Here is a 20,214-nt window from a genome sequence, read left to right as displayed (position 1 = left end):
TTTTGCAGGGACGTCGGGGGGGAGATTCGAACTCCCGAGCTACAGAGAGCAGTAGATCTCGAGTCTACCGCCTTACCGGGCTAGGCTACCCCGACACAGAGACCCGATTGATCACTGGCTAATATTACTTACCACCGAGGAGCCGCCTGTGTTCCTTCATCATGCACCTGTCCATGACGACGTCCACGCCGTTCTGCACAGCAAGGTCCGCGGCCTCCCTGTTTACAACGCCCTCCTGCATCCAGAAGACCCTGGGCTTCAGCTGCAGGCCCTCCCTGACGACTTCCGTTACTGCCTCTGGCTTCCTGAATATATCGACAACCTCCACCTTCAGGTCACCTGGTATCGAGGAGAGGCTTGGGTAAGCCCTGATGCCGTTCCACTCCTTCAACGTGGGGTTGACTGGTATTATGCTGTAACCGTGCTCCCTCAGGTAAGATGCAACCCTGTAGCTGTCCCGGTCCGGCTTGTCAGAGATGCCCACTACAGCAATGTTCCTGTATTTCCTGAGAACTCCCGATATCTCTTCATCGCCATTCAGCAGAGGCATGCAGTAACATTTTTTCCGCTTAGTTAAACATGGCGATGGCCGTAAGGATGTATAGTTCCGGTCAACTTGTTCTGCGCAGGCCAAGCGGGCTGACCATTTCGGCCCTACGATCGGATTTCCTCCTTCCTCATCGTAGTCGATACGCACTGCCCCGGAGAATCGAATGCCAATGAGATGTCTCCCGCCCACTGGCACGGGAGAGTGGGCCAATGCGGTACCTGAGGAGGTTGCACGGTCCAGTTACATTCGTCTTCCAGCAACCTCAAGGAGATCCCTTGGGAGTGAGCCCGCAATCCCATACCTCGCTGGCGCAGGTCGAACTCCATGACCCCCATTACGTTAAATATCATTAACAGATATGCATGCCCTATGTTCTGTCCGAAATGCGGTTCCCTCATGTCCCCCAACGGTGGGACTTACAAGTGTTCAAGCTGCGGTTACGAGGTGAAGAAGAGCAACAGCAGAGATGGCACTGGAAGGATAGTTAACAAGAGCAGCTCCAAGGAAGTCATCATGATCGAGAGCGAGGTCACGGCTGAGCCCCTGGACTCGGAAGCTGTCTGCCCGAAGTGCAAGCACAGGGGTGCCTACTACCTCCTCAAGCAGACAAGGTCCGCAGATGAGCCAGAGACCAAGTTTTACACCTGCGCATCATGCGGCTACAGGTGGAGGGAGTACTGACACCATTCCTAGTGGGGCCACTGGGAAATGACCCTATCCTGGGCCCACACCTATGCGCTTCTCCGCCTTAAAGGCTGACAGGTAGGCGTGAAATTCAGTCGGTGGCATGGAGTGCCTCCAGATTTGCCTAGCGAAGCATTGAGCGCGCCCGATAAGGTTTAATAAACGGTGTTGTTTCGAAGTAATATGGTGCTGGACAACCTGGCCACATCACTCAGGGAGACCATAAGGAAGATATCGAACTCCTCTTACATCGACAGGGAGACCGTGAGAGAGGTAGTCAGGGATGTCCAGAGGGCGCTCCTCAAGGCAGATGTCAATGTGAGGCTTGCCCTGGAACTCACCAAGAAGCTTGAGAAGAGGGCGATGGAGGAGAAGCCGCCTGCAGGAATGGCGCCACAGGACTTCATGATAAAGATCATCTATGAGGAGCTGCTCTCAATACTCGGAGAGCCTTCCACGATCAAGATAAGGCCCCAGAAGATCATGCTCGTGGGCCTCTACGGGCAGGGAAAGACCACGTCTGCAGGGAAACTGGCAAGGTTCTTCAGCAAGAAGGGGCTCAACGTGGGCCTCATAGCGGCAGACGTGCACAGGCCGGCGGCCTATGAGCAGCTCGAGCAGATATCGAAGCAGCTCTCCTGCGGGTTCTTCGGCATCAAGGGAGAGAAGGACCCTGTGAAGATCGTGCAGGAGGGGCTCCGCAGGCTTGAGGACTTCAAGGTGAAGATAGTGGATACGAGCGGCAGGGATTCGCTCGACATGGATCTCATCGAGGAGATCAAGAGGGTGAAGAAGGCTGTTGAGCCGGACGAAGTCCTCCTGGTCATGGACGCTACGGTGGGCCAGCAGGCTGGGCCGCAGGCGAAGGCCATGAACGATGCAGTTGGCATCACAGGCGTGATAATCACAAAGATGGATGGCACGGGCAAGGGAGGTGGAGCGCTGAGCGCTGTGGCCGAGATCAGGGCGCCCGTGTTCTTCATAGGCACAGGGGAGCACCTGGACGACTTCGAGATATTCAACCCGACGCGTTTCCTCTCCAGGCTCCTGGGCCTTGGGGACCTTGAGTCTTTGATGGAGGCAGTGCAGGAGGCGAACATAACAGAGGAGGAAGCCGAGGAATCGTTCAACAAGCTGATGTCCGGTAAGTTCAACCTCAAGGACATGTACGATGTGTGGGAGAAGTTCGCACAGCCAGGCCTGCTCAGGAGGATCCTGGACAACATGCCACTGGCCAGGTCGCCCCTGGCCTCAAGGGTGGGTCAGGCGGACATAGAGGGTGCCACGCAGAAGCTGCAGAGGTACCGTGTCATCCTTGATTCGATGACCTTTGAGGAACTTGAGAACCCGGATATACTGAACTCCAAGAGGATACAGAGGGTTGCGAGGGGGTCCGGCAGGCCGGAATCCGAGGTGAGGGAACTCCTGAGGGAATACAAGGCCATGAAGAACAACCTGAAGATGCTCAAGGGCAACAGGGGCATAAGGAAGCTGATGCGTGCCCAGTTTAGGAACGGTAACTTCTCGCTGGACGACATAATCAAGGGCACTGAATCATCATAGGCCCGCAAAGCGCCTTATCTCCTCCATGAGGGATGGCCTCGTGGAGGCAACGGCGTTTATGAGTTCCTGGGGTGAGAATGTGCCAAGGTCAACAGAGTGGAGGGCGTCCACCACCGCCTCTATGAGTTCGTCACTTACCTCCATCAGCTTCTCCTTCATGAACCAGCCCCTCATGTGGGGGACCTCGAAGCGCTCCCTGACCCTGTCTTCGTATATTTGTCCTGCCTCCTGCCTGTCCCTGGACAGGAGGATGCTCTCGGCCGCCATTTTGCCCGATATGCAGGCGTTTGATATCCCGCCCCCGGTGAGGGGGTCGATGAGCCTGGCAGCGTCACCCACCACCAGGAGGCCTGGCATGTGGAGGCGCTTCCTCACCTTCGACACAGAGACGCCCCCTGATACAACCTGGATTGGCTTTCCCCTGGACAGCGCGGGGTTCCGCTTTATGAAAGAGTCGAGGAGTTCCTTGGCCATGCCCTTGCCTGCCCTGGAGAGGTTAACGCCTATGCCAACGTTGGCCTCCCCTTCGGACTTTGGGAAGACCCATATGTAACCACCTGGCGCTATGCTCCCGAAGTGGAAGTCCACGTAGTCCCTATCGCATGAAATGCCACGCAGCCTGTACTGCAGGGCCGACACCATGTCAGACGGGGGCAGGAGGAAATCCTTCATGCCAGCCCACCTGGCAAACTCGCTCTCAAACCCGTCACAGGCAAGGACAAAGTCGCAACGTATATCCTCGAGCCTGCCTCCCACCCTCGCCTTCACCCCGACCACGCCACCGGCATCAACGATTGCATCCACAGCAGGCGTCTTAACCATAATGTCCGCACCTGCGTCGGCGGCCATTGAAGCCAGGTACTTGTCGAACTTGTCCCTCTCTATGACGTAGCCCACCTCGTTCCCGGCCATGGACGCGGACACAGATATGTAGTTGTTTCCGCTTGGCCCGAATATCCTGGCCCCCTTCACCTCGTTGTCCACCCACCTGTCGCTCGGCGTTATACCGAGCTCGCCCAGCCAGTCCCTGGATATCCCTTCACCGCACCTCACCGGGGAGCCTATGTCCGGCCTCTTCTCAAGCATGAGTACGCTCATGCCGCCCCTCGCCAGGTACCTGGCTGCTGTGCTCCCGGCGGGCCCTGCGCCCACCACGACACAGTCATAGCGCACCCTACCACCTCCCGGCTATCGCCCCGGTCGGGCAACCCCTCACGCAGAACGAACACCTTATGCACCTAGAATCGTTGACCTCTATGATCGTATCGTCCATCCATATGGCATCAGTCGGGCACATGCCCACGCAGGCCCCGCAGTAGTTGCAGAGCGACCTATCGATATCAAGTAGTTCAGTCCTGTAGTGCCAGGAGTCCGTGCTAAGCCTCATTGCACCGATCATGCGAACGGCACTTAAAAGCGATGCGCACCTGGATGCACGGGTGCTCCATGGCAGGGCATGCTGCCCCACCAGGATTAGAAATTCTAATAAACCATTCTCCCATGACCGATCGGTGCTTCTGCTGGGATAGCCTAGCCTGGTAAGGCGCAGGTCTGGAAAACCTGTGCTCGTAGTAGCTCGGGAGTTCAAATCTCCCTCCCAGCGCTGACATGCCTGCATGGTCCCTGCATTTTACGCCTGGTTTTCAGGCCTGCTTAACTCCCTCCGTATATGCTACAGTTTTAAGGTGCTCTGCAGGGCATTAAGTTTTAAATATTGTTTTAGTATAACCCTAATTCAGTTAGGACGGTGCAAATACATGGCAGACAACGCCGAAACGTACTCAGGTGAGAACTACCACAGACTGAAGAGGGGGCAGGTTGGGTTCTGGGGCGCAGTTGCAGAGGAGATCGCTGCCATGGCACCGGCATGCGACACAGTCGCCTTCGTCACCAGCGCAGCGGCCTTTGCATTCATGCTCACGCCCCTGGCCTTCCTCATAGCGATGCTCACAATGTTCCTTGAGGTCAACACCCTGTACCACTTATCAAAGAGGCATGCAAGTGCCGGCGGGTACTATGGATACATATCCACAGCGTTCGGCCCCAGGCCTGCCATAGTATCTGGGCTGCTCTACGTGCTCTACCAGATCGCCAGCACTGCTGCCATACCGGTCTATGTGGCCGGCGTTGTGCTGCCAGGGGTGATCTACTACTTCTTCCACGTGGCCCTGCCAGCCTGGATATGGATCCCGTTCATCCTGGTCTTCATTGTTGTCCCGATAGTGCTGGCCATCGTCGGCATAAGGCCACAGATGAAGTATGTCAGGGTCGCCGCATTCTTCGAGATAGCGTTCCTTGGGGTGCTATCGCTCATTATAATACTCCGCGCCCCGGACAACACCGCGGCTGTTTTCAACCCATTTGCATGGAAGCAGTACAGCAGCCTCTTCGCCAATGAGGGCGGGCCAGTGGCAGGCCTCGGCCTTGGCATGATATTCGGCCTGACGAGCTTCATAGGCTACGGTGGCTCCGCACCCCTCGGTGAGGAGGTTGACCACCCGAGGAGCGTGACCAAGGCCCTCATCTACGGCCTGGTGCTGGTGGGCATAATACTCACAGAGGTGGCATACGCCCTCACGGTGGGCTGGGGCACCAGCATGATGCAGAGCTTCGCCCAGAGCAACATACCCGGCATCATAGTGGCAACCCTCTACACAGGCATTGCCGGTGGCTTCATGCTGGCCCTTGTTGCTTTCAACTCTGCCTTCTCGGACTCAGTGGCGATGCAGAGCAACGCGGGAAGGGTATACTTCGCCATGGCCAGGGACGGCATAATACCGAAGTTCTTCTCCGAGGTCAGCGAGAGGTTCGCCACTCCCTGGAAGTCCCTGGCCTTCATAGGCACGGTCTCGTCTGCTGTTGCAGTTGGGGCCACGTTTACCATCTCTGCCGCCATGGGCCTCTCACCGGTGGAACTGCTCAGCGGGTCTGCGAATTCCGCAGCCATCTCCAGCGCACTGTCCAACACCTTCCAGCTCCTCACCACTGTGGCACTGGTCGGGCTCATACTGACCCACACGCTCCTGAACACATCCGTCATGACAATGTTCAGGAGGCTGAGGGAGAGGCACATAACCCTGGGCCAGAAGATCCTGCACCCCATAGAGCACTACATAATGCCAGCCGTTGCCACAGCCATATTCATCTTCGTGCTCTACGAGAGCATCGTGCCACCGATCTTTCCGGTCACCCAGGCAGTGCTCATCAGCTCAGTGTACCTGGTGCTCGCGGTGTTATATGTGGTGGTCCTGTCCAAGAAAAGGCCAGAGACAGTGAAGAGAGCTGGCCGCCTCGTCAACATGGTCGAGGAGGAGAGTGGTGGGATTGATTGACCTTGCCCTCTACAAGGGTTCGAAGGGCACCCTGAAGCTGAGCGAGAGAGGATTGGAGTTCAGGGGGAAGAGGGAACAGTTCTCGATACCTCTTGAGAGAATAGAGCGCGTTTCCTTCAAAAAGACGGAGTTCGTGACATCAACCCTGTACGTGAACGACATAGAGATCACGGTGTGCAGGGCACACCTGTGGGCGGCCAAGATCAGGGAGCTGAAGGGCATGGCCAGGGCCCCAGCCCGGGCCTAGGCCTCACTCTGCCGCTGCGCCAAGGTCGACCTTCATCATCCTGACCCCGGCCTCCCTCTCTATCTCCTCGAGTGCACCGACCTCCCCGCTCTCCACTATGGTCAGGGCCAGACCCACTGCACCCATCCTGGCTGTCCTGCCAGTCCTGTGCACGTAGAGCCTGGGATCACGGGGGACATCGAAGTTTACCACGGCGTCGATCCCCTTTATGTCTATGCCCCTGGATGCGACGTCCGTTGCCACGAGCACTCCTGGCCTCCTTCTGAACTCCTCCATGGCGCTCTCCCTGGCCCTCTGAGTCATGTCACCGTGGATTGCCAGCGCGCTCACCCCGTGCCTGTTCAGCCTCTGGGCAAGTATGCCCGCGTACCTCCGTGTGCCCGTGAAGACTATGGCCCTGGAAGGCCTGGCATGCCTTATATACTCCAGCAGGGCCTGGAACTTTCCGCCGGGCCTGACAACCGCATAGGTGTGCTCGATTGCGGGACCCCCGTGCCGCTCACCCGGCCTAAGCCCTATGTAAACGGGGTCTGTGCCGAGTTCGGAAATCAGGGAGAGGATCGGGGCGGTAACCGTGGCGGACACAAAGGAGGTCTGCGACCTTCCACTGGCGTGCGACAGGATCTCCGTCACGTCTTCCACAAAGCCCATGTCGAGCATTGTGTCGCACTCGTCCAGCACCACAGAGTCGAATGCTCCGAGGTCAATGGCTCCGCGCCTGTGCAGGTCGAGGACCCTACCTGGTGTGCCCGTGACTATCCCCGGGCCCATGGAAAGATCGGAGACCTGCCTGCCCATGGGTGCACCACCGTATACCAGGGCGTGCCTGAGGAGGCCACGACCAAGCGTGCCGGCCTGCCTGTCTGTCTGTATCGCAAGCTCCCTTGTTGGGGAAAGCACCAGTAGCCTCCTTCTGCCCTCCACATACCTCACTATGCCCGGTATCAGGAAAGCCGCTGTCTTGCCGGAACCTGTCTCCGAACTGATGACAGCATCCATCCCCTGAAGCAGGACCGGGATCGCCTGGGCCTGTATATCGGTGGGCACCCTGTACCCTGCAAGCCTTATGTTCCTCAGAACCTGGTCTGGAATGCCAAGTGTTTCAAAACTTCCCATCTATCATCTTGTCCCATCACAGGACATGCCTGTGCATCTTAACGTATTGGGTGCATGTATTTAACTTTGGCACCCTCATCACGGTCATGAGGCCTCAAGCGTGGTTGAGGTTGCCCTACAGTCAGGCCCTCCCTAGAGTCTGCACGGTCGAGCCAGAGCCCGTGCAGCCCGTTCACCACGGCTAAGGTTCCACACTTCACACTGTAAGGAGTGCCTACCTCCTGCAGCCCTGCAGTCTGCCCCACACCACCAGCTCCTCCCCATTCTCGCCACAGATTCCATGGGGCTTGCGAACACTGCGTAATGGCGCAACAGCCTCCAGCCTGGGACAGAGACAAGATGGAGTGGGTCTGCACACGTTGGGTGGCAGGGAGGGAGGGCACCATGGTGAGCCCATCCACGTGCGTTCAATGCATGGCCCACCCCCCATGGGACAGCGCCACTGGCCTGGAAGTGTCGGTTTCGGCCCGTTTAGTTCCTCCCCTCTATGTACTGCTGAGTCCACCCCCTGTGCCAGAACTGCCTCCTGAAGCCGGAGAAGACACCGGGCGGGTAGAAGATGGCCACCGCAACAGCGAATGTTATCGGTGTTCCCTCGAGGTAGCTGAACAACCGCGGGAAGTCTGTAATGCTGAGGTTTGCCGTCGTGCACTAAGGCCCAGCAACACTCCCGTACCAGGCCATTTACCTATACCCGGGTTCCATTCTGGCTCCCTGTTGTCAGGATTGCCCTCATAATCGCTGGTGTGGAAGGTGAAGGTAATAACTGGACAAGGAAAACAGGCCATCTGCAACCTTTCAAGGAAGGGCGTATGCCTTTGACCTTTTGTGGATGCTCCCGTCGGGATTTGGACCCGAGTCGAGGGATTGAGAGTCCCTTATGCTTGGCCGGACTACACCACGGGAGCTCTGTGCGAAATAGCGATTGATCATTTATTTTTTTCTGACACACAACCTCAGACCGGCCAGAAGATCTTAGCAAGCTCCACTATGACCGCCATGGCTATGCCTATGTAAATTATGAGGCGCGGATCCATGGCGGGCCCCTTAATCTCCTCTTCCTCAAAGTACCTTATGAGTCCAGCCCCTGACTGGAATCCCTCTGTACTCCTCTTATCAGCCATGACACCAGTGAAACTCAAACCATGGATATAACCTTAGCCCAGGCCAGGGAGAGTCTGCCCAATATTTTTATTAACACCTTTAGTGTTTTTAAGGCGCTTGAGCAGCACCATCACTTCCTACAGCCCCTTCCGGATAACCTTTGGTGGGGGAGGGACAGACATAGAACCCTTCATCTCCACCCACGGCGGCTTTGTGGTCAACGCGACCATAGACAGGGGCGTTAGGGTATCCTACAAGGATGATGGGCACAGCCTCGAGATATCTTCCAGGGACCTTCTCAGGAGCTACATAGTTGGGGCCAATGAGCACACAGAGGTGCTCGACAGGATGGTTGAGCTCCTTGAGGTGAACGGAGTGAAGAGGGGGCGGATACTCCTCAACGGAGACGTACCGCCCGGCTCTGGCCTCGGTTCTTCCAGCGCCCTGATAACTGCCACACTCAGGCTCATAGGCGAACTCAGGGGCGCGGTCGATCCCCCGGGCAAGATGGCAGAGGAGGCCTACGACATCGAGATGAACCGGTTCGGTGTCACTCTCGGGCGCCAGGACCCCTACGCAATAGCAATAGGGGGTTTCAAGGGGATGGCGTTCAGAGGGAAGGAGTTCACTGTGCACCCGATCCAGGTAGGCAGCAGGATTTTCAGCGAAATAGACGGTGGCACAATCCTTGTCTACACAGGAAAAACAAGGGAAAGCACTGAGGCCCTGAAGGATCAGGTCCAGGCCTCAAGGAGCGGGGACATGGAAACCATAGGGAACCTGGAGAGGATGAAGGATGTTGCAGAGAAGATGCTCCATTCGGCCCTCTCCGGAGACCTCGACGGCTTCTACTCCCTCGTGAACGCCGCATGGGAAATCAAGAAGAGGCTTGGATCCAGGGTAACAAGCGAGAGGGTTGAGAGGATAATAGGCACAGCCTTGTCCTCGGGCGCCAGGGCTGCCAGGCTCATGGGCGGAGGGCGTGATGGTTTCGTCCTTGTCCTATGCAGGCCTGGTGATGTGGACAGGATACAGTCCAGGCTGATGTCGGAATCGGAATTCGTTTTCAGGGTCTCGCTTGACCCCCAGGGAACGAGGATACTCAGGTAGGCCACAGGGATGCACCACTCTGGGTGCGTTCTCACTGGCCAGAGTACAGCCTGCAGAGCAGGTCGCTGTCGCCGAGGAGTTCCTGGAGGATCCTGAAGGTGAGCCCCCAGATGTACCAGTCCCTGTACCTGAATGCAGGGTGCTCTCCAAGGTAATCTGGCCGGAGGTCATGGAGAGGCACAAACCTAGCCTCAGCCACCTCAGGCCCCGGCCTCAGCTCAACCTCCTCACTTATCCTGAAGAGCACAGGGAAGACGCTGATGTGCGGAAAGCGAAATGGGTGAAATGGCCCCATTTCACCCACAAGGCTACCCATGCCCAGCAAGATCCCGACCTCCTCCCGCGTCTCCCTGACTGCGCACTCCACATTGCTCTCCCCAGGCTTTGCAAAGCCGCCGGGGAGTGCAATCTGGCCAGACCATGGATCGTCTGGCCTCTCGATCCTCCTTATGAGCACTATCGATCCACTGTTGAATATTATTGAGACACTGGACCTGTCCCTCATGCAATTAGCCCCAGTATTTCCCTCACACTCTGGCCCTCCCTGATCCCGAGCTCCCTGGCCTTCCCGGTTACGGACCTCACAGTTGCAGACAGCATATCGCCCAGGGACCTGACGCCCGTTACCCTGACGGCCACATCACCGACCCTATCGGCAGTCTCTATGTCAAGATAACCGCACATCACGTACCCCCTTTTGCCCCTCAGGACCAGCAGCGGGGCGTTTCCAACAGCGTACTGCAGGAACTGGAACCTGTGGCCTTCTATTTCAACGCTATCAAACTGGAGCATCGGAGAGGAATACACATATCTGGATATCTTTTTCCCTTGCCGCTGGAATGCATTTTCGGGCTCAGATGTATGCACAACTATGTGTGGCATCATTATTATAGTAAAACATATTTATCTTGCCCTGGAATGCCACCACTATGAAGGCAGTCTACATCAGGGAACAGAGAAAGATAGAGGAGAACCCAACAGTGTACGGGGACTTCGAAGACCCTGCCCTGAAGGATGGGCAGGTGCTTGTAAGGGTTCAGGCCAGCGGCGTCTGCCACACCGACCTGCACATAGTCGAGGGTGACGTCCCGGTGCCGAGGGAACTTTTCCCGTTGATCCCTGGACATGAGATAGTTGGGGAGGTTATAGAGAGCAGGAACCCCAGGGTCAAGGAGGGCACAAGGGTCGGCATAGGGTGGTTCTATGACGCTTGCGGCAAATGCGAATACTGTGTGAGCGGAAGGGAGAACCTCTGCCCCAGCGCCACGGTGACGGGAATAAACCACCACGGCGGTTACGCCGAGCTGGTGAGCCTCAACGGCGATTACGTCACTCCCATTCCCGAGGGACTGCCAAGCGAGCAGGCCGCACCCCTGTTCTGCGCGGGCATCACCGCATACACTGCGGTTAAGAGGGTAAGGCCAGAACCGGGAAAGAGGGTGGCGGTCTTCGGCGTCGGCGGCCTGGGCCACTATGCAATCCAGCTGATAGAGGCTACTGGTGCGAAGGCAGTAGCGATAACATCCAGGCATGCAAGGCTTGCCCAGGAAGCGGGTGCATCGCAGGTACTCGAAAAACCGGAAGGGCCCTATGACGCAGCCATAGTGTTCGCGCCGAACAGCAGGGCCGTGGCGGAAGCGGCCAGATCCGTTAAGCCGGGTGGCACCGTGGTGGTACCTGCAATAATGGACAGAATAGAGATCCCGTTCACCTCGTTCACCTGGGAGAAGGACATAACCAGCGTGGCATCCGGCTTCAGGAAGGACGCCAGGGCAGTCCTGGGACTGGCAGCGGACGGTGTCCTCAGGTCAATGGTGAAGCAGAGGCGGCTCTCCGAGGCCGGCACCGTGCTGAGGGAGCTGAAGGAGGGAAAGGTTGAGGGCCGGGTTGTCCTGAAGCCGTGAGTCCTTTTTTTCCTCGTTATTCACTATTTTTCCTGAGCGGGCTTCCCTTTCATTGCAGAAGGCCTCTGCATTGCATGCGTATTGGGAATGCGTGTGGGAAGTGCCGGTGAAATGCCACTGACAGAGCACGGAGCCCCCTGCCCAGAAGACTTATACGGGACTGACTGTGTGCCCCGGATGTTTTAGAAATACTTATATAGAAGTTTATTTTTACATCCTCGATCAGCATGATAGGCGGACAACCCATCTTCATATTAAAGGAAGGCACAAAGAGAGAGACTGGCAAGGACGCGATTAAGAACAACATTGAGGCGGCAATTGCGATCGCACAGTCTGTCAGGACAAGCCTTGGCCCAAGGGGAATGGACAAGATGCTCGTGGACTCCCTCGGCGACATCGTCATCACCAACGATGGTGTCACAATACTGAAGGAGATGGATGTTGAGCACCCAGCGGCCAAGATGATGGTTGAGGTCTCCAAGACCCAGGACTCGTTTGTGGGCGACGGCACCACCACAGCGGTGGTCATAGCGGGTGCACTGCTACAGCAGGCCGAGGGACTGATTAACCAGAATGTCCACCCCACAGTGATATCCGAAGGATACAGGATGGCAGCCGAGGAGGCGAAGAAGATCATTGACAGCATATCGAAGCCTGTGAAGCCGGACGACAAGGAACTCCTCATGAAGATGGCCGCCACTTCGCTGAGCAGCAAGAGCGCCTCAGGGAGCAAGGAGAAGCTCTCGGAGATATCCTACCAGGCGGTCAAGGCAGTGGCAGAGGAGATAGATGGCAAGCTGCACGTGGACTTTGACAACATACAGATAGTGAAGAAGCACGGTGGCGAGATAGAGGACACGCAGCTCATATACGGCGTGATAGTGGATAAGGAGAAGGTCCACCCGGGCATGCCCAACTTTGTCAAGAACGCGAAGATCGCTGTGCTCAACGCAGCCCTTGAGATAAAGAAGCCTGAGTTCGACACGAACATAAGGATAGACGACCCGTCCATGATACAGAGGTTCCTGGCACAGGAGGAGAGCGTGCTCAGGGACATGGTCTTGAAGATAAAGCAGACGGGGGCGAACGTGGTCATAACCCAGAAGGGCATAGATGACCTGGCCCAGCACTACCTGGCAAAGGAGGGCATATACGCTGTCAGGAGGGTCAAGAAGAGCGACATAGAGAAGCTGGCCAAGGCAACCGGCGCTGCCATCGCATCGAGCATAGACGAGCTCTCTCCTGCTGACCTTGGCACGGCGGACCTGGTGGAGCAGGTGAAGATAGGCGAGGACTACCTGACTTTCGTGACGGGCTGCAAGAACCCCAAGGCGGTGAGCATACTGGTCAGGGGCGGCACCGAACACGTGACGGATGAGGTTGAGAGGTCGATTACAGACTCGATCCACGTGGTCGCCGCTGCGCTCGAAGATGGCGCCTACGTCACCGGTGGCGGTTCCACCGCTGCAGAGATTGCAATGAAGCTCAGGGACTACGCAAAGAGCGTTGGTGGCAGGCAGCAGCTGGCCATAGAGAAGTTCGCTGACTCGCTCGAGGAGATACCCAGGGCCCTTGCAGAGAACGCTGGCCTTGATGCCATAGACATACTGATAAAGATAAGGAGCGAGCACGCCAAGGGACACAAGACGTACGGCATAAACGTCTACACTGGCGAGGTGGAGGACATGGAGAAGGCCGGCGTCATTGAGCCTGTGAGGGTTGGGAAGCAGGCCATAGATGCCGCCACGGAGGCCGCAGTCATGATACTGAGGATAGACGACGTGATAGCCACAAAGGCCTCCAAGACTCCGAACCCGCCGTCTGGCAGCAGCTCGAGCAGCTCCTCCTCTGGCGGGGACAGCGAAGACTGAATTCCGCCATTATTCTTGAGTATATTTTCCACAAACCATTGCATATTTTCCATTTCGCTTGCGCGTCCAGAGCTGTTTTTCGCCATCCCATGCAGTTAAATTAAATAAGGGCATGCTCACTTCCCTCTTATGATTCCCTCAGAGATAGGGACGAGGCTGGACAGGAGGGCTGTGCTGTCCTTCTATCACGATGATGAGTTCACTGCAGTCTCTGAAAGGCACGGAATTAACGTGGCCGTCAGGTTCAGGCTCACCAGGGATGGGGGCATAGGCATCTACAACATGCCTGCCACAGGTGGCCTTGAGGTCAGTGATTCCTTAAAGACGAGGTGGGCGGTAAAGAGCGCCAGGGACCTGAGGGGATCCCCGCTGATAGAGGCATTCCAGAGGATCAACGAGGTGCCATCCCTTGTCATTGACGGTGCTGTGATCAGGGAAGGCGTCTACACTGTATACCTCAGGTACCACAGGAGTGATGAGGAAAACCTCTGGAGCGCACTTGCCGGCAGTTACGGGAGGATGCCAGACTTCGCCGTGGAGAAGAAGGTCACGACGGAGGGCTTTCTCTCATCCTTCGAGGAGATATGCAGCGCCATGCCGCTTACCTATTACCAGCTGGACTGCTTGGTGCCACCTGAGTACATAGACATTTCCCATGACCCGGTGATAACGTCCCTGGGTGTCAAGTGGACCAGGGAGATGAAATATCTGCTGGAGGATAACTTCAGGGCAGTGTTCTATGACGACACAAACATAATAGGCGGTGGCGAGGACTGGGTCTCTGAGATATCGAGGGAAGAGAGGATCTACGCTGCGTCCTTCAGCAACCCGGTTGTGGAGCGCCTAGTGAACGGCATCACTGCGGACAGGACAGTGGCCATGGCGATGCCCCAGAGGCTTTACGGCAGGTCGTTCCACCTGGGCACGTTCGTCCCTGACATAGTCAGGCCGGATTTCTTCAGGATCGTGGAAGGCGTCTCAATGGAGCTTCGCACCTGGTCCATAAGGATAGGCCAGGCCATTCCGGTGCCTGAGATGGCCAGGCAGCAGGCATACCGGAATGGGCCCGAACAACAGGCACCTCACTAAATTTTTATATTCTGCCGAATTTGAGTACCGTTTATGATCACAGTCAAGAAGAGGGAGGCCCTGAACGCTTACACCGAGATCTACAAAAAGCAGCACTACGGCCTTGTGGGAAGCCACTCCGCGGTTAAGGTGTGCCACTGGACTAAGAGCGAGCTCACCGGCGGGCCAGGTTGTTATAAGGGGGACTTCTACGGCATCCAGTCTCACAGGTGCATACAGATGACCCCAGCACTGAACGCATGCACAGAGAACTGCTCCTTCTGCTGGCGCTTCCAGGGGTTCGACAGCATGCACATATCCTATGAGGACGACCCGGAGTTCATACTGGAGGAGAGCATAAGGCAGCACAAGAAGCTCCTCTCAGGGTTCAAGGGCAACCCCAAGGTGAGCGAGGAGAGGTGGAAGGAGGCAATGGAGCCGAAGCACATTGCCATATCGCTCACAGGGGAGCCGACGCTATATTCAAGGCTCGGTGAGTTCATAGAGCTGGCCCACAGGAGGGGCATGACCACCTTCCTTGTCACCAACGGGACACTGCCGATGGTGCTTGAGAAGCTCGATCCATTGCCGACCCAGCTCTACGTCACAGTGGCGGCCCCGAACGAGAAGATATTCAAGGAGCTCCTGAGCCCTGCCATAGGGAACGGGTGGCAGAACCTCATGAGGACGCTTGAGCTCCTGCCCTCCCTCGACACGAGAAAAGTCATAAGGCACACACTCGTCAAGGGAGTGAACATGCCCTATGTGGATGAATACGCAAGGCTCGACATGATAGGCATGCCAGACTTCATAGAGCCCAAGGGCTATGTGCACGTGGGCCAGTCCATTGCCAGGCTCGGCATAGAGAACATGCCTTCCCATGCCGACATAATGGACTTTTCCAGGGCACTGGCCGAGAGGACCGGGTACCAGGTAGCGGGCGAGAGGAGTGACAGCAGGGTTGCCCTGCTGGCCAGGGACCCGGAGAGGGCCAGGATCAGGGTATCCTGACCCCGCAACCTTATTTTAAAACCTTTGCCATCTTCCAGTATGCTGAGCTTCGAGTTCTCAGAGGACCAGGAGTTACTCAGGAGTAGCGTGCGAGAGTTCTGCACAAGGACCATCGCACCAAGGATAAGGGACATGATAAGGGAGAGGAGGATCCCAAAGGAGGTCTACGATGGCCTTGCCAGGATGGGGCTCCTCGGCATGACCGTGCCGCAGGAGTACGGCGGCATGGGGGCAGATGCGGTCACTACTGGAATAGCAGCGGAGGAGATCGCCAGGGCGGATCCCACATGCTCCATACCGGTCCTCTTCCTTGTGGACAACGCATGGTCTTACCTTGTGAGCAAGTACGGGAGCAGCGAGCTCAGGGAGAGCATACTGCCAGATGTTGCCAGGGGGAAGAAAATAGTCGGCATCGCGTCCACGGAACCTAACTTCGGATCCGACATAGCCTCCATGAGGACAACAGCTACGCTCCAGGACGGAATGTATGTGGTGAACGGGGAGAAGAGCTTCATAAGCCTGGTGAGGGACGTCAAAGAAATTGGAGGTGGCTTCGTGACTGTCACGAAGACAAGCCCTGACAAGGGCTCCAGAGGGGTGACCCTGCTCTTCATCCCGTACAGCGACGGCATGTCCGTGCGGTACCTGGAGGAGATGGGGAGGGAGGGCTCATCATGGGGCGCCATAACGTTCGAAAACGTCCGTGTGCAAAAGGAGAACGTGATAGGCAGCGTTGACCAGGGGTTCAAGATAATCCATGAGGGGTTCGAGTTCGCCAGGGCACTGATAGCCGTGATAAGCGCGGCAACTGCACTGAAGTCCATATCCAACGGTGCAGAATACATGAAGAGCAGGATCGCCTTTGGTTCGCCTATCGCGAAGTTCCAGGGTCTACAGTTCCAGCTGGCCGACGACGTGGCCAGGATGGAGGCGGCCCTCACCATGGGGTACAGGGCCCTCTGGACCTATGACCAGGAACAGAGGCACGGGAAGTTCTCCAGGTTTCAGGTGAGCAGGGAAGTTGCGATCGCGAAGCTGATATCAACCACCTGGGCCTTCGAGGCCATAAACGATGCCATGCAGTGGCAGGGGGCCTACGGGTACTCCAAGGACTGCCCCGAGGAGTGGGCCCTCAGGGGAATAAGGTCCTTCCTCCTCGCGGAGGGCTCCAGGGAGGTGATGAAAACCATAATTGCAAGGGAGACGCTGGGTAGGGAATACATTAGGTGACTCTACCTCTCCTCCCTCATGCCCGAGACTATCCTCTTCGGGTTGACCATCCTTATGAACATGAAGATCTGGCCTATGGTTATCTGCCTCAGGAGCACGGCAAAGCCCAGGTATATTATGACCGATGCGGCTAGGACGGGCGCCAGGATGAGTATGTCATAGGGGTGCAGCACCCTGGAGCAGATGTAGAGGAAAGCTGCCTGGGCGGCCACAGGGACAGCCTGCACTGTTATCCCCTTCGGGTACCCGATCCCCTTGTCCCTCCACACCCTGTAGCGGTAGAGGAAGCTGCTGAAGAGCGTTGCGCTCAGCAGGCTGACCGATGCGCCAGTTGCGCCCAGCGATATTGCCCTGAAGCCGAATATTGAGGGCGGCACAAGGAGCAGGTTCAGGGCTATGTTCACTATTACCGCATATATCGATATCCTGCCAACCACCCATGTCTTGTTCTCCGCCGTGAGGGCAGATGAGTATGGCATCGTTACAGCAGCAATGTATGCGTTGGCAGAGAGGAACATCAGCATTTCGGAGTAACTGTCGTATGCTGCAGTGAAGAGGTTCGTTATGTAGAGGTGCATGACTATGAACGCCACCACTATTGGCAGTGCAAAGAGCGAGACTATCCTCTCGTATTCCTGCACCGATGTGTCGAAGTCCTCCCTTGAGCCCAGCATCCTCACAAAGAGGGGGAGGAAGAATATGTAGAGGGAAGAGGACATCGTGGTTATGATCGTCACGATCCTCTGCGATGCATAGAAGGCACCTGTGGCATCCGCGTGCCAGAAGAACTGTACAATTACCTTGTCAATGTTGCCGTTCACCGTGGACAGGGACGAGGAGACTGCAAGGGGTAGGGCGAAGGCCATGTAGCTCCTCAGGAGCGTGAGCCTGGGCCTGCCGATGTTCCAGGGCCGTCCAATAAGGTAGGAGACCGTGAAGTATAAGGTGTATGAGACGCTGTATATTATCGACAGGATGAGACCACCCAGTGCCTCACCCACCGATATGACATGGAAGTGGGCCAGGGCACCTATGATTATGAACGTGGAGTTCCTGAATGTGGCCTCCACCAGCCCGGGGAAGCTCATCCTGGCGGAGTGCAGGCGTGCCGTGTAGAACGCGTTGGAGAAGCCTAGCATGTTCTGGAAGAAGTAGTAGGGTATGAGTGCCAGGATCACGTCGAACTCAACAGGGTTCTGGAAGCCCTTGTGCAGAATGTCGGTCCAGATGAGCAGTGCAGAGATGACAACGATGACGAAGATGCCTCCAAGCAGGAGCTTGATCGCCAGGAACGTCTCGTTGGCCTCCCTGAAGCTGGCCCCCGATGATATGTTCCTTATGTGCGCCTGCGAGAAGCCCAGGTCGTTCATGAAGAAGAGGGTGCCAGCGAACCCCATGCCAAACGCGAGGTAACCGTAAGCAGTGGCGCCTATGAAGCGTGTTACAAAGAACAGCCCTATGTAGCCCAGTATGCCGTTCACAGCGCTCTGCAGTACCAGCATTGGTGAGCGGGAGCTTAACAACGCTGGACGTAACGCAGTTGTTAAATAAATTTAGTGATTAGCTGGCACATGTGCGCTGAGGAACTTGTTGACATTGACTACTTCAAGAAGCTGGACATACGGACAGCGCTTGTGAAGCACTGTGAAAAGGTCGAGAAATCAAAGAGACTCCTCAGGCTCGTTGTAAGCCTTGGAAGCGAGGAGAGGCAGATCATATCAAGCATCGCGGACTACTACAGACCGGAGGAACTCGTGGGGAAGACAATAATAATACTGGCAAACCTGAAGCCAGCAAAGTTCATGGGCCTTGAGAGCCAAGGCATGCTCCTTGCGGTTGAGACGGAAGACAGGCTTGCCCTGCTCACGGTTGACAGAGAAATAGGAGAGGGACTGAGGGTTTCCTGATGCTGAGCACGGAGAGGTTCAGGCCCAGGAACCTGGAGGAGATTATCGCTCCGGACTCGATAGTCAGGCAGGTCAGGGAGTGGTGCCAGGCCTGGAGGGGGGGCGAGGTCACCAAGAAGGCCCTACTGCTTTACGGGGAGCCTGGCGTCGGGAAGACGTCCATGGCCTACGCCATATCCGGTGAGATGGGCTGGCCCATTGTCGAGATGAACGCCTCTGACCAGAGGAACAGGGACGGTGTCAGGAGGGTTGCACTGATGGCCTCCCTGTACAGGGACATATCGGGCACAGGCACTGAGGGCCTGAGGCTCATACTCATTGACGAGGCGGACAACTTCTTTGAGGGGAGGGGCAGGGAATCGGGTGGGGACGCCGGTGGCCTCTCGGAACTGGCCAGGGTACTGAGGGTCTCCAGGAACCCGATTGTCATAACAATGAACGACTTCTACGAGTTCAGGAGGAAGGGCGCTGCCAGGGAGGTGCTGGAGAACTCGATGGTGATAGAGTTCAAGCCGTACAGGAGGAAGAATGACCTGGACTACAGGAGCTACAGGCAGCGCCTGACCAGGAGGCTGCAGCAGATAGGCGAGGAGGAGGGCATAAGGCTCTCGCAGGACCAGATCCAGGCCATCATGGACAGGAACGGCACGGACATCAGGGGCATGATAAACGACATTGCTGGCATGGTAGCGTCCACAGCGGACGTGATGAGGAGGGATACGAAGAAGACCCCGTTCGACGTGATGCAGAGCATATTTAAGTCCGGCAACCTGGACGTGGCGCTGAGGAGCATCGATGAGAGCGACCTGGAGGCGGAGGACCTGGTCATGTGGATGGACGAGAACCTCCACGAGGAGGCTAAGGAGCCAGATGACCTTGCCTCCGCATACGACATCCTCTCACGCGCGGACGTCTTCCTGGGGAGGGTAAGCAGGAAGCAGCACTTCGCGTTCAGGATGTACGCACAGGAGATCGCAGCTTCGTCAGCGCAGTTCATAGGGAAGAGGAACGAACACTTTGTGAAGTACCAGTTCCCATCCTACGTGAAGAAGATGTCTGACATGAGGGAGAGCAGGAACACCAGGAACTCCCTCCTGATGAAGTTCAGGATGCTCTGCCACATGGGCAACGAAGCAGCCTCATCGAGCCTGTGGATACTCTCCGAGCTGAGGAAGAGGAAGAGGTTATGGGATGCTATTGCCTCCTGGCTCCATATCTCTGATAAGGAGGAGGCATTCCTCCGTTCCCAGTGAGGCCCTTGAGCTTCCTTATGCTCCCGCTGGTCAGAAGCGTCCTGACACCATCAACGGAGTTCATGAGGTCAATGGCATCGTTCTTGTTGAACTGGTTGGCCAGGTAAATCGCGTACCTGCCCCTCCAGTACTTCCGCCTCACCCCCAGGGGTGACACCCTGGCCTCCATGGAGAGTAACGCCTCTCTGTTCTGGCATTCCACAAGTATGTACCTTTTCCTGAGCCTGGAGGACTTCAATGGCATGTCATAGCGTCTGCCAATTT

General features: G+C 56.6%; 22 protein-coding genes and 3 tRNA genes. 13 read left to right on the top strand and 12 right to left on the bottom strand.

The window, feature by feature from the left end; all coding sequences use genetic code 11:
* Positions 1-11 precede the first annotated feature (11 nt).
* Both IEW66_RS03740 and IEW66_RS03735 read right to left on the bottom strand, forming a co-directional pair.
* Positions 12-95, bottom strand: a tRNA-Ser gene (locus tag IEW66_RS03740).
* A 29-nt stretch (positions 96-124) separates the two neighbouring features.
* Positions 125-550, bottom strand: coding sequence for a CoA-binding protein (locus IEW66_RS03735; RefSeq protein ID WP_188680429.1), 426 nt, complete (start codon positions 548-550; stop codon positions 125-127).
* Between the two features lie 369 nt (positions 551-919).
* Between IEW66_RS03735 and IEW66_RS03730 the strand changes: the two genes are divergently transcribed.
* Together IEW66_RS03730 and IEW66_RS03725 are read left to right on the top strand one after the other, a co-directional pair.
* On the top strand, positions 920-1,231 hold the full coding sequence (locus tag IEW66_RS03730; RefSeq protein ID WP_188680427.1) for a transcription factor S: 312 nt from the start codon (positions 920-922) through the stop codon (positions 1,229-1,231).
* Between the two features lie 186 nt (positions 1,232-1,417).
* Complete coding sequence (locus IEW66_RS03725) at positions 1,418-2,797, top strand: signal recognition particle protein Srp54 (RefSeq protein WP_188680425.1); 1,380 nt, start codon at positions 1,418-1,420, stop codon at positions 2,795-2,797.
* Here IEW66_RS03725 and IEW66_RS03720 read toward each other — a convergent pair.
* The gene (locus tag IEW66_RS03720) at positions 2,792-3,970 is read right to left on the bottom strand and encodes an NAD(P)/FAD-dependent oxidoreductase (protein ID WP_188680423.1); all 1,179 of its coding nucleotides are present in this window, start codon (positions 3,968-3,970) and stop codon (positions 2,792-2,794) included. The two genes, IEW66_RS03725 and IEW66_RS03720, sit on opposite strands and share 6 nt — an antisense overlap.
* 1 nt (position 3,971) lies before the next feature.
* Positions 3,972-4,184: a 4Fe-4S binding protein gene (locus IEW66_RS03715; protein WP_188680421.1), complete on the bottom strand. Its 213-nt coding sequence runs from the start codon at positions 4,182-4,184 to the stop codon at positions 3,972-3,974.
* A gap of 132 nt (positions 4,185-4,316) precedes the next feature.
* Between IEW66_RS03715 and IEW66_RS03710 the strand changes: the two genes are divergently transcribed.
* The 3 genes from IEW66_RS03710 (at position 4,317) to IEW66_RS03700 (ending at position 6,376) form a co-directional block, all read left to right on the top strand.
* Positions 4,317-4,400, top strand: a tRNA-Ser gene (locus IEW66_RS03710).
* A 154-nt stretch (positions 4,401-4,554) separates the two neighbouring features.
* Positions 4,555-6,129, top strand: a complete 1,575-nt coding sequence (locus IEW66_RS03705; protein WP_188680418.1) for an APC family permease — start codon at positions 4,555-4,557, stop codon at positions 6,127-6,129.
* A complete protein-coding gene (locus tag IEW66_RS03700) occupies positions 6,116-6,376 on the top strand; it encodes a hypothetical protein (protein ID WP_188680416.1) in 261 nt (86 codons plus the stop codon). Before IEW66_RS03705 ends, IEW66_RS03700 begins: the two co-directional genes overlap by 14 nt.
* Positions 6,377-6,379: 3 nt before the next feature.
* On the opposite strand, the gene IEW66_RS03695 is transcribed toward IEW66_RS03700, so the two are convergent.
* The 4 genes from IEW66_RS03695 to IEW66_RS03680 form a co-directional block, all read right to left on the bottom strand.
* A complete protein-coding gene (locus IEW66_RS03695; RefSeq protein ID WP_188680414.1) occupies positions 6,380-7,492 on the bottom strand; it encodes a DEAD/DEAH box helicase in 1,113 nt (370 codons plus the stop codon).
* A gap of 471 nt (positions 7,493-7,963) precedes the next feature.
* Positions 7,964-8,104: a hypothetical protein gene (locus IEW66_RS03690; protein ID WP_188680412.1), complete on the bottom strand. Its 141-nt coding sequence runs from the start codon at positions 8,102-8,104 to the stop codon at positions 7,964-7,966.
* A gap of 221 nt (positions 8,105-8,325) precedes the next feature.
* Positions 8,326-8,400, bottom strand: a tRNA-Glu gene (locus tag IEW66_RS03685).
* Between the two features lie 48 nt (positions 8,401-8,448).
* A complete protein-coding gene (locus tag IEW66_RS03680) occupies positions 8,449-8,616 on the bottom strand; it encodes a preprotein translocase subunit Sec61beta (protein WP_188680410.1) in 168 nt (55 codons plus the stop codon).
* 97 nt (positions 8,617-8,713) lie between these two features.
* Here IEW66_RS03680 and IEW66_RS03675 point away from each other — a divergent pair, with 97 nt between their 5' ends.
* The gene (locus IEW66_RS03675) at positions 8,714-9,706 is read left to right on the top strand and encodes a GHMP family kinase ATP-binding protein (RefSeq protein ID WP_229657478.1); all 993 of its coding nucleotides are present in this window, start codon (positions 8,714-8,716) and stop codon (positions 9,704-9,706) included.
* A 31-nt stretch (positions 9,707-9,737) separates the two neighbouring features.
* On the opposite strand, the gene IEW66_RS03670 is transcribed toward IEW66_RS03675, so the two are convergent.
* Entirely contained in the window at positions 9,738-10,211 is a 474-nt protein-coding gene (locus IEW66_RS03670; RefSeq protein ID WP_188680408.1) for an NUDIX hydrolase, read from the bottom strand.
* Positions 10,208-10,498 carry a YunC family protein gene (locus IEW66_RS03665; RefSeq protein WP_188680405.1) on the bottom strand — a complete coding sequence of 97 codons (291 nt, stop codon included), beginning with the start codon at positions 10,496-10,498 and terminating at the stop codon, positions 10,208-10,210. The genes IEW66_RS03670 and IEW66_RS03665 overlap by 4 nt, the downstream gene beginning before the upstream one ends.
* Before the next feature lie 137 nt (positions 10,499-10,635).
* Here IEW66_RS03665 and IEW66_RS03660 point away from each other — a divergent pair, with 137 nt between their 5' ends.
* The 5 genes from IEW66_RS03660 (at position 10,636) to IEW66_RS03640 (ending at position 16,790) form a co-directional block, all read left to right on the top strand.
* Complete coding sequence (locus tag IEW66_RS03660) at positions 10,636-11,610, top strand: alcohol dehydrogenase catalytic domain-containing protein (RefSeq protein ID WP_188680403.1); 975 nt, start codon at positions 10,636-10,638, stop codon at positions 11,608-11,610.
* Positions 11,611-11,837: 227 nt separating this feature from the next.
* Complete coding sequence (gene thsB / locus IEW66_RS03655; RefSeq protein WP_188680401.1) at positions 11,838-13,481, top strand: thermosome subunit beta; 1,644 nt, start codon at positions 11,838-11,840, stop codon at positions 13,479-13,481.
* A gap of 129 nt (positions 13,482-13,610) precedes the next feature.
* Entirely contained in the window at positions 13,611-14,570 is a 960-nt protein-coding gene (locus tag IEW66_RS03650; protein ID WP_188680399.1) for a hypothetical protein, read from the top strand.
* Between the two features lie 33 nt (positions 14,571-14,603).
* On the top strand, positions 14,604-15,560 hold the full coding sequence (gene twy1, locus IEW66_RS03645; RefSeq protein WP_188680397.1) for a 4-demethylwyosine synthase TYW1: 957 nt from the start codon (positions 14,604-14,606) through the stop codon (positions 15,558-15,560).
* Between the two features lie 39 nt (positions 15,561-15,599).
* A complete protein-coding gene (locus tag IEW66_RS03640; protein WP_188680394.1) occupies positions 15,600-16,790 on the top strand; it encodes an acyl-CoA dehydrogenase family protein in 1,191 nt (396 codons plus the stop codon).
* Between the two features lie 2 nt (positions 16,791-16,792).
* Here IEW66_RS03640 and IEW66_RS03635 read toward each other — a convergent pair whose 3' ends face one another.
* Positions 16,793-18,313 (bottom strand): oligosaccharide flippase family protein, encoded by a 1,521-nt coding sequence (locus IEW66_RS03635; protein ID WP_188680392.1) that lies wholly within the window; start codon positions 18,311-18,313, stop codon positions 16,793-16,795.
* A 48-nt stretch (positions 18,314-18,361) separates the two neighbouring features.
* Between IEW66_RS03635 and metG the strand changes: the two genes are divergently transcribed.
* Positions 18,362-18,697, top strand: a complete 336-nt coding sequence (gene metG, locus IEW66_RS03630; protein WP_188680390.1) for a methionine--tRNA ligase subunit beta — start codon at positions 18,362-18,364, stop codon at positions 18,695-18,697.
* Complete coding sequence (locus IEW66_RS03625; RefSeq protein ID WP_188680388.1) at positions 18,697-19,950, top strand: replication factor C large subunit; 1,254 nt, start codon at positions 18,697-18,699, stop codon at positions 19,948-19,950. The genes metG and IEW66_RS03625 overlap by 1 nt, the downstream gene beginning before the upstream one ends.
* Here IEW66_RS03625 and IEW66_RS03620 read toward each other — a convergent pair.
* On the bottom strand, positions 19,892-20,188 hold the full coding sequence (locus IEW66_RS03620; protein WP_229657477.1) for a hypothetical protein: 297 nt from the start codon (positions 20,186-20,188) through the stop codon (positions 19,892-19,894). The two genes, IEW66_RS03625 and IEW66_RS03620, sit on opposite strands and share 59 nt — an antisense overlap.
* Positions 20,189-20,214: the final 26 nt, after the last annotated feature.

Origin of the sequence: Thermogymnomonas acidicola, assembly GCF_014646795.1 — an archaeon.
GTDB classification, from domain to species: Archaea; Thermoplasmatota; Thermoplasmata; order Thermoplasmatales; family Thermoplasmataceae; genus Thermogymnomonas; species Thermogymnomonas acidicola.
This window is presented reverse-complemented; position numbering and strand designations above follow the sequence as displayed.

Bases quoted from the DNA above. Each gene is read 5' to 3' on its own strand.
- IEW66_RS03735 (WP_188680429.1), bottom strand. From the start codon at position 550: ATGCCTCTGCTGAATGGCGATGAAGAGATATCGGGAGTTCTCAGGAAA.
- IEW66_RS03730 (WP_188680427.1), top strand. From the start codon at position 920: ATGTTCTGTCCGAAATGCGGTTCCCTCATGTCCCCCAACGGTGGGACT.
- IEW66_RS03725 (WP_188680425.1), top strand. From the start codon at position 1,418: ATGGTGCTGGACAACCTGGCCACATCACTCAGGGAGACCATAAGGAAG.
- IEW66_RS03715 (WP_188680421.1), bottom strand. From the start codon at position 4,184: ATGAGGCTTAGCACGGACTCCTGGCACTACAGGACTGAACTACTTGAT.
- IEW66_RS03705 (WP_188680418.1), top strand. From the start codon at position 4,555: ATGGCAGACAACGCCGAAACGTACTCAGGTGAGAACTACCACAGACTG.
- IEW66_RS03695 (WP_188680414.1), bottom strand. From the start codon at position 7,492: ATGGGAAGTTTTGAAACACTTGGCATTCCAGACCAGGTTCTGAGGAAC.
- IEW66_RS03680 (WP_188680410.1), bottom strand. From the start codon at position 8,616: ATGGCTGATAAGAGGAGTACAGAGGGATTCCAGTCAGGGGCTGGACTC.
- IEW66_RS03670 (WP_188680408.1), bottom strand. From the start codon at position 10,211: ATGAGGGACAGGTCCAGTGTCTCAATAATATTCAACAGTGGATCGATA.
- IEW66_RS03665 (WP_188680405.1), bottom strand. From the start codon at position 10,498: ATGCTCCAGTTTGATAGCGTTGAAATAGAAGGCCACAGGTTCCAGTTC.
- IEW66_RS03660 (WP_188680403.1), top strand. From the start codon at position 10,636: ATGAAGGCAGTCTACATCAGGGAACAGAGAAAGATAGAGGAGAACCCA.
- thsB (WP_188680401.1), top strand. From the start codon at position 11,838: ATGATAGGCGGACAACCCATCTTCATATTAAAGGAAGGCACAAAGAGA.
- IEW66_RS03650 (WP_188680399.1), top strand. From the start codon at position 13,611: ATGATTCCCTCAGAGATAGGGACGAGGCTGGACAGGAGGGCTGTGCTG.
- twy1 (WP_188680397.1), top strand. From the start codon at position 14,604: ATGATCACAGTCAAGAAGAGGGAGGCCCTGAACGCTTACACCGAGATC.
- IEW66_RS03640 (WP_188680394.1), top strand. From the start codon at position 15,600: ATGCTGAGCTTCGAGTTCTCAGAGGACCAGGAGTTACTCAGGAGTAGC.
- metG (WP_188680390.1), top strand. From the start codon at position 18,362: ATGTGCGCTGAGGAACTTGTTGACATTGACTACTTCAAGAAGCTGGAC.
- IEW66_RS03625 (WP_188680388.1), top strand. From the start codon at position 18,697: ATGCTGAGCACGGAGAGGTTCAGGCCCAGGAACCTGGAGGAGATTATC.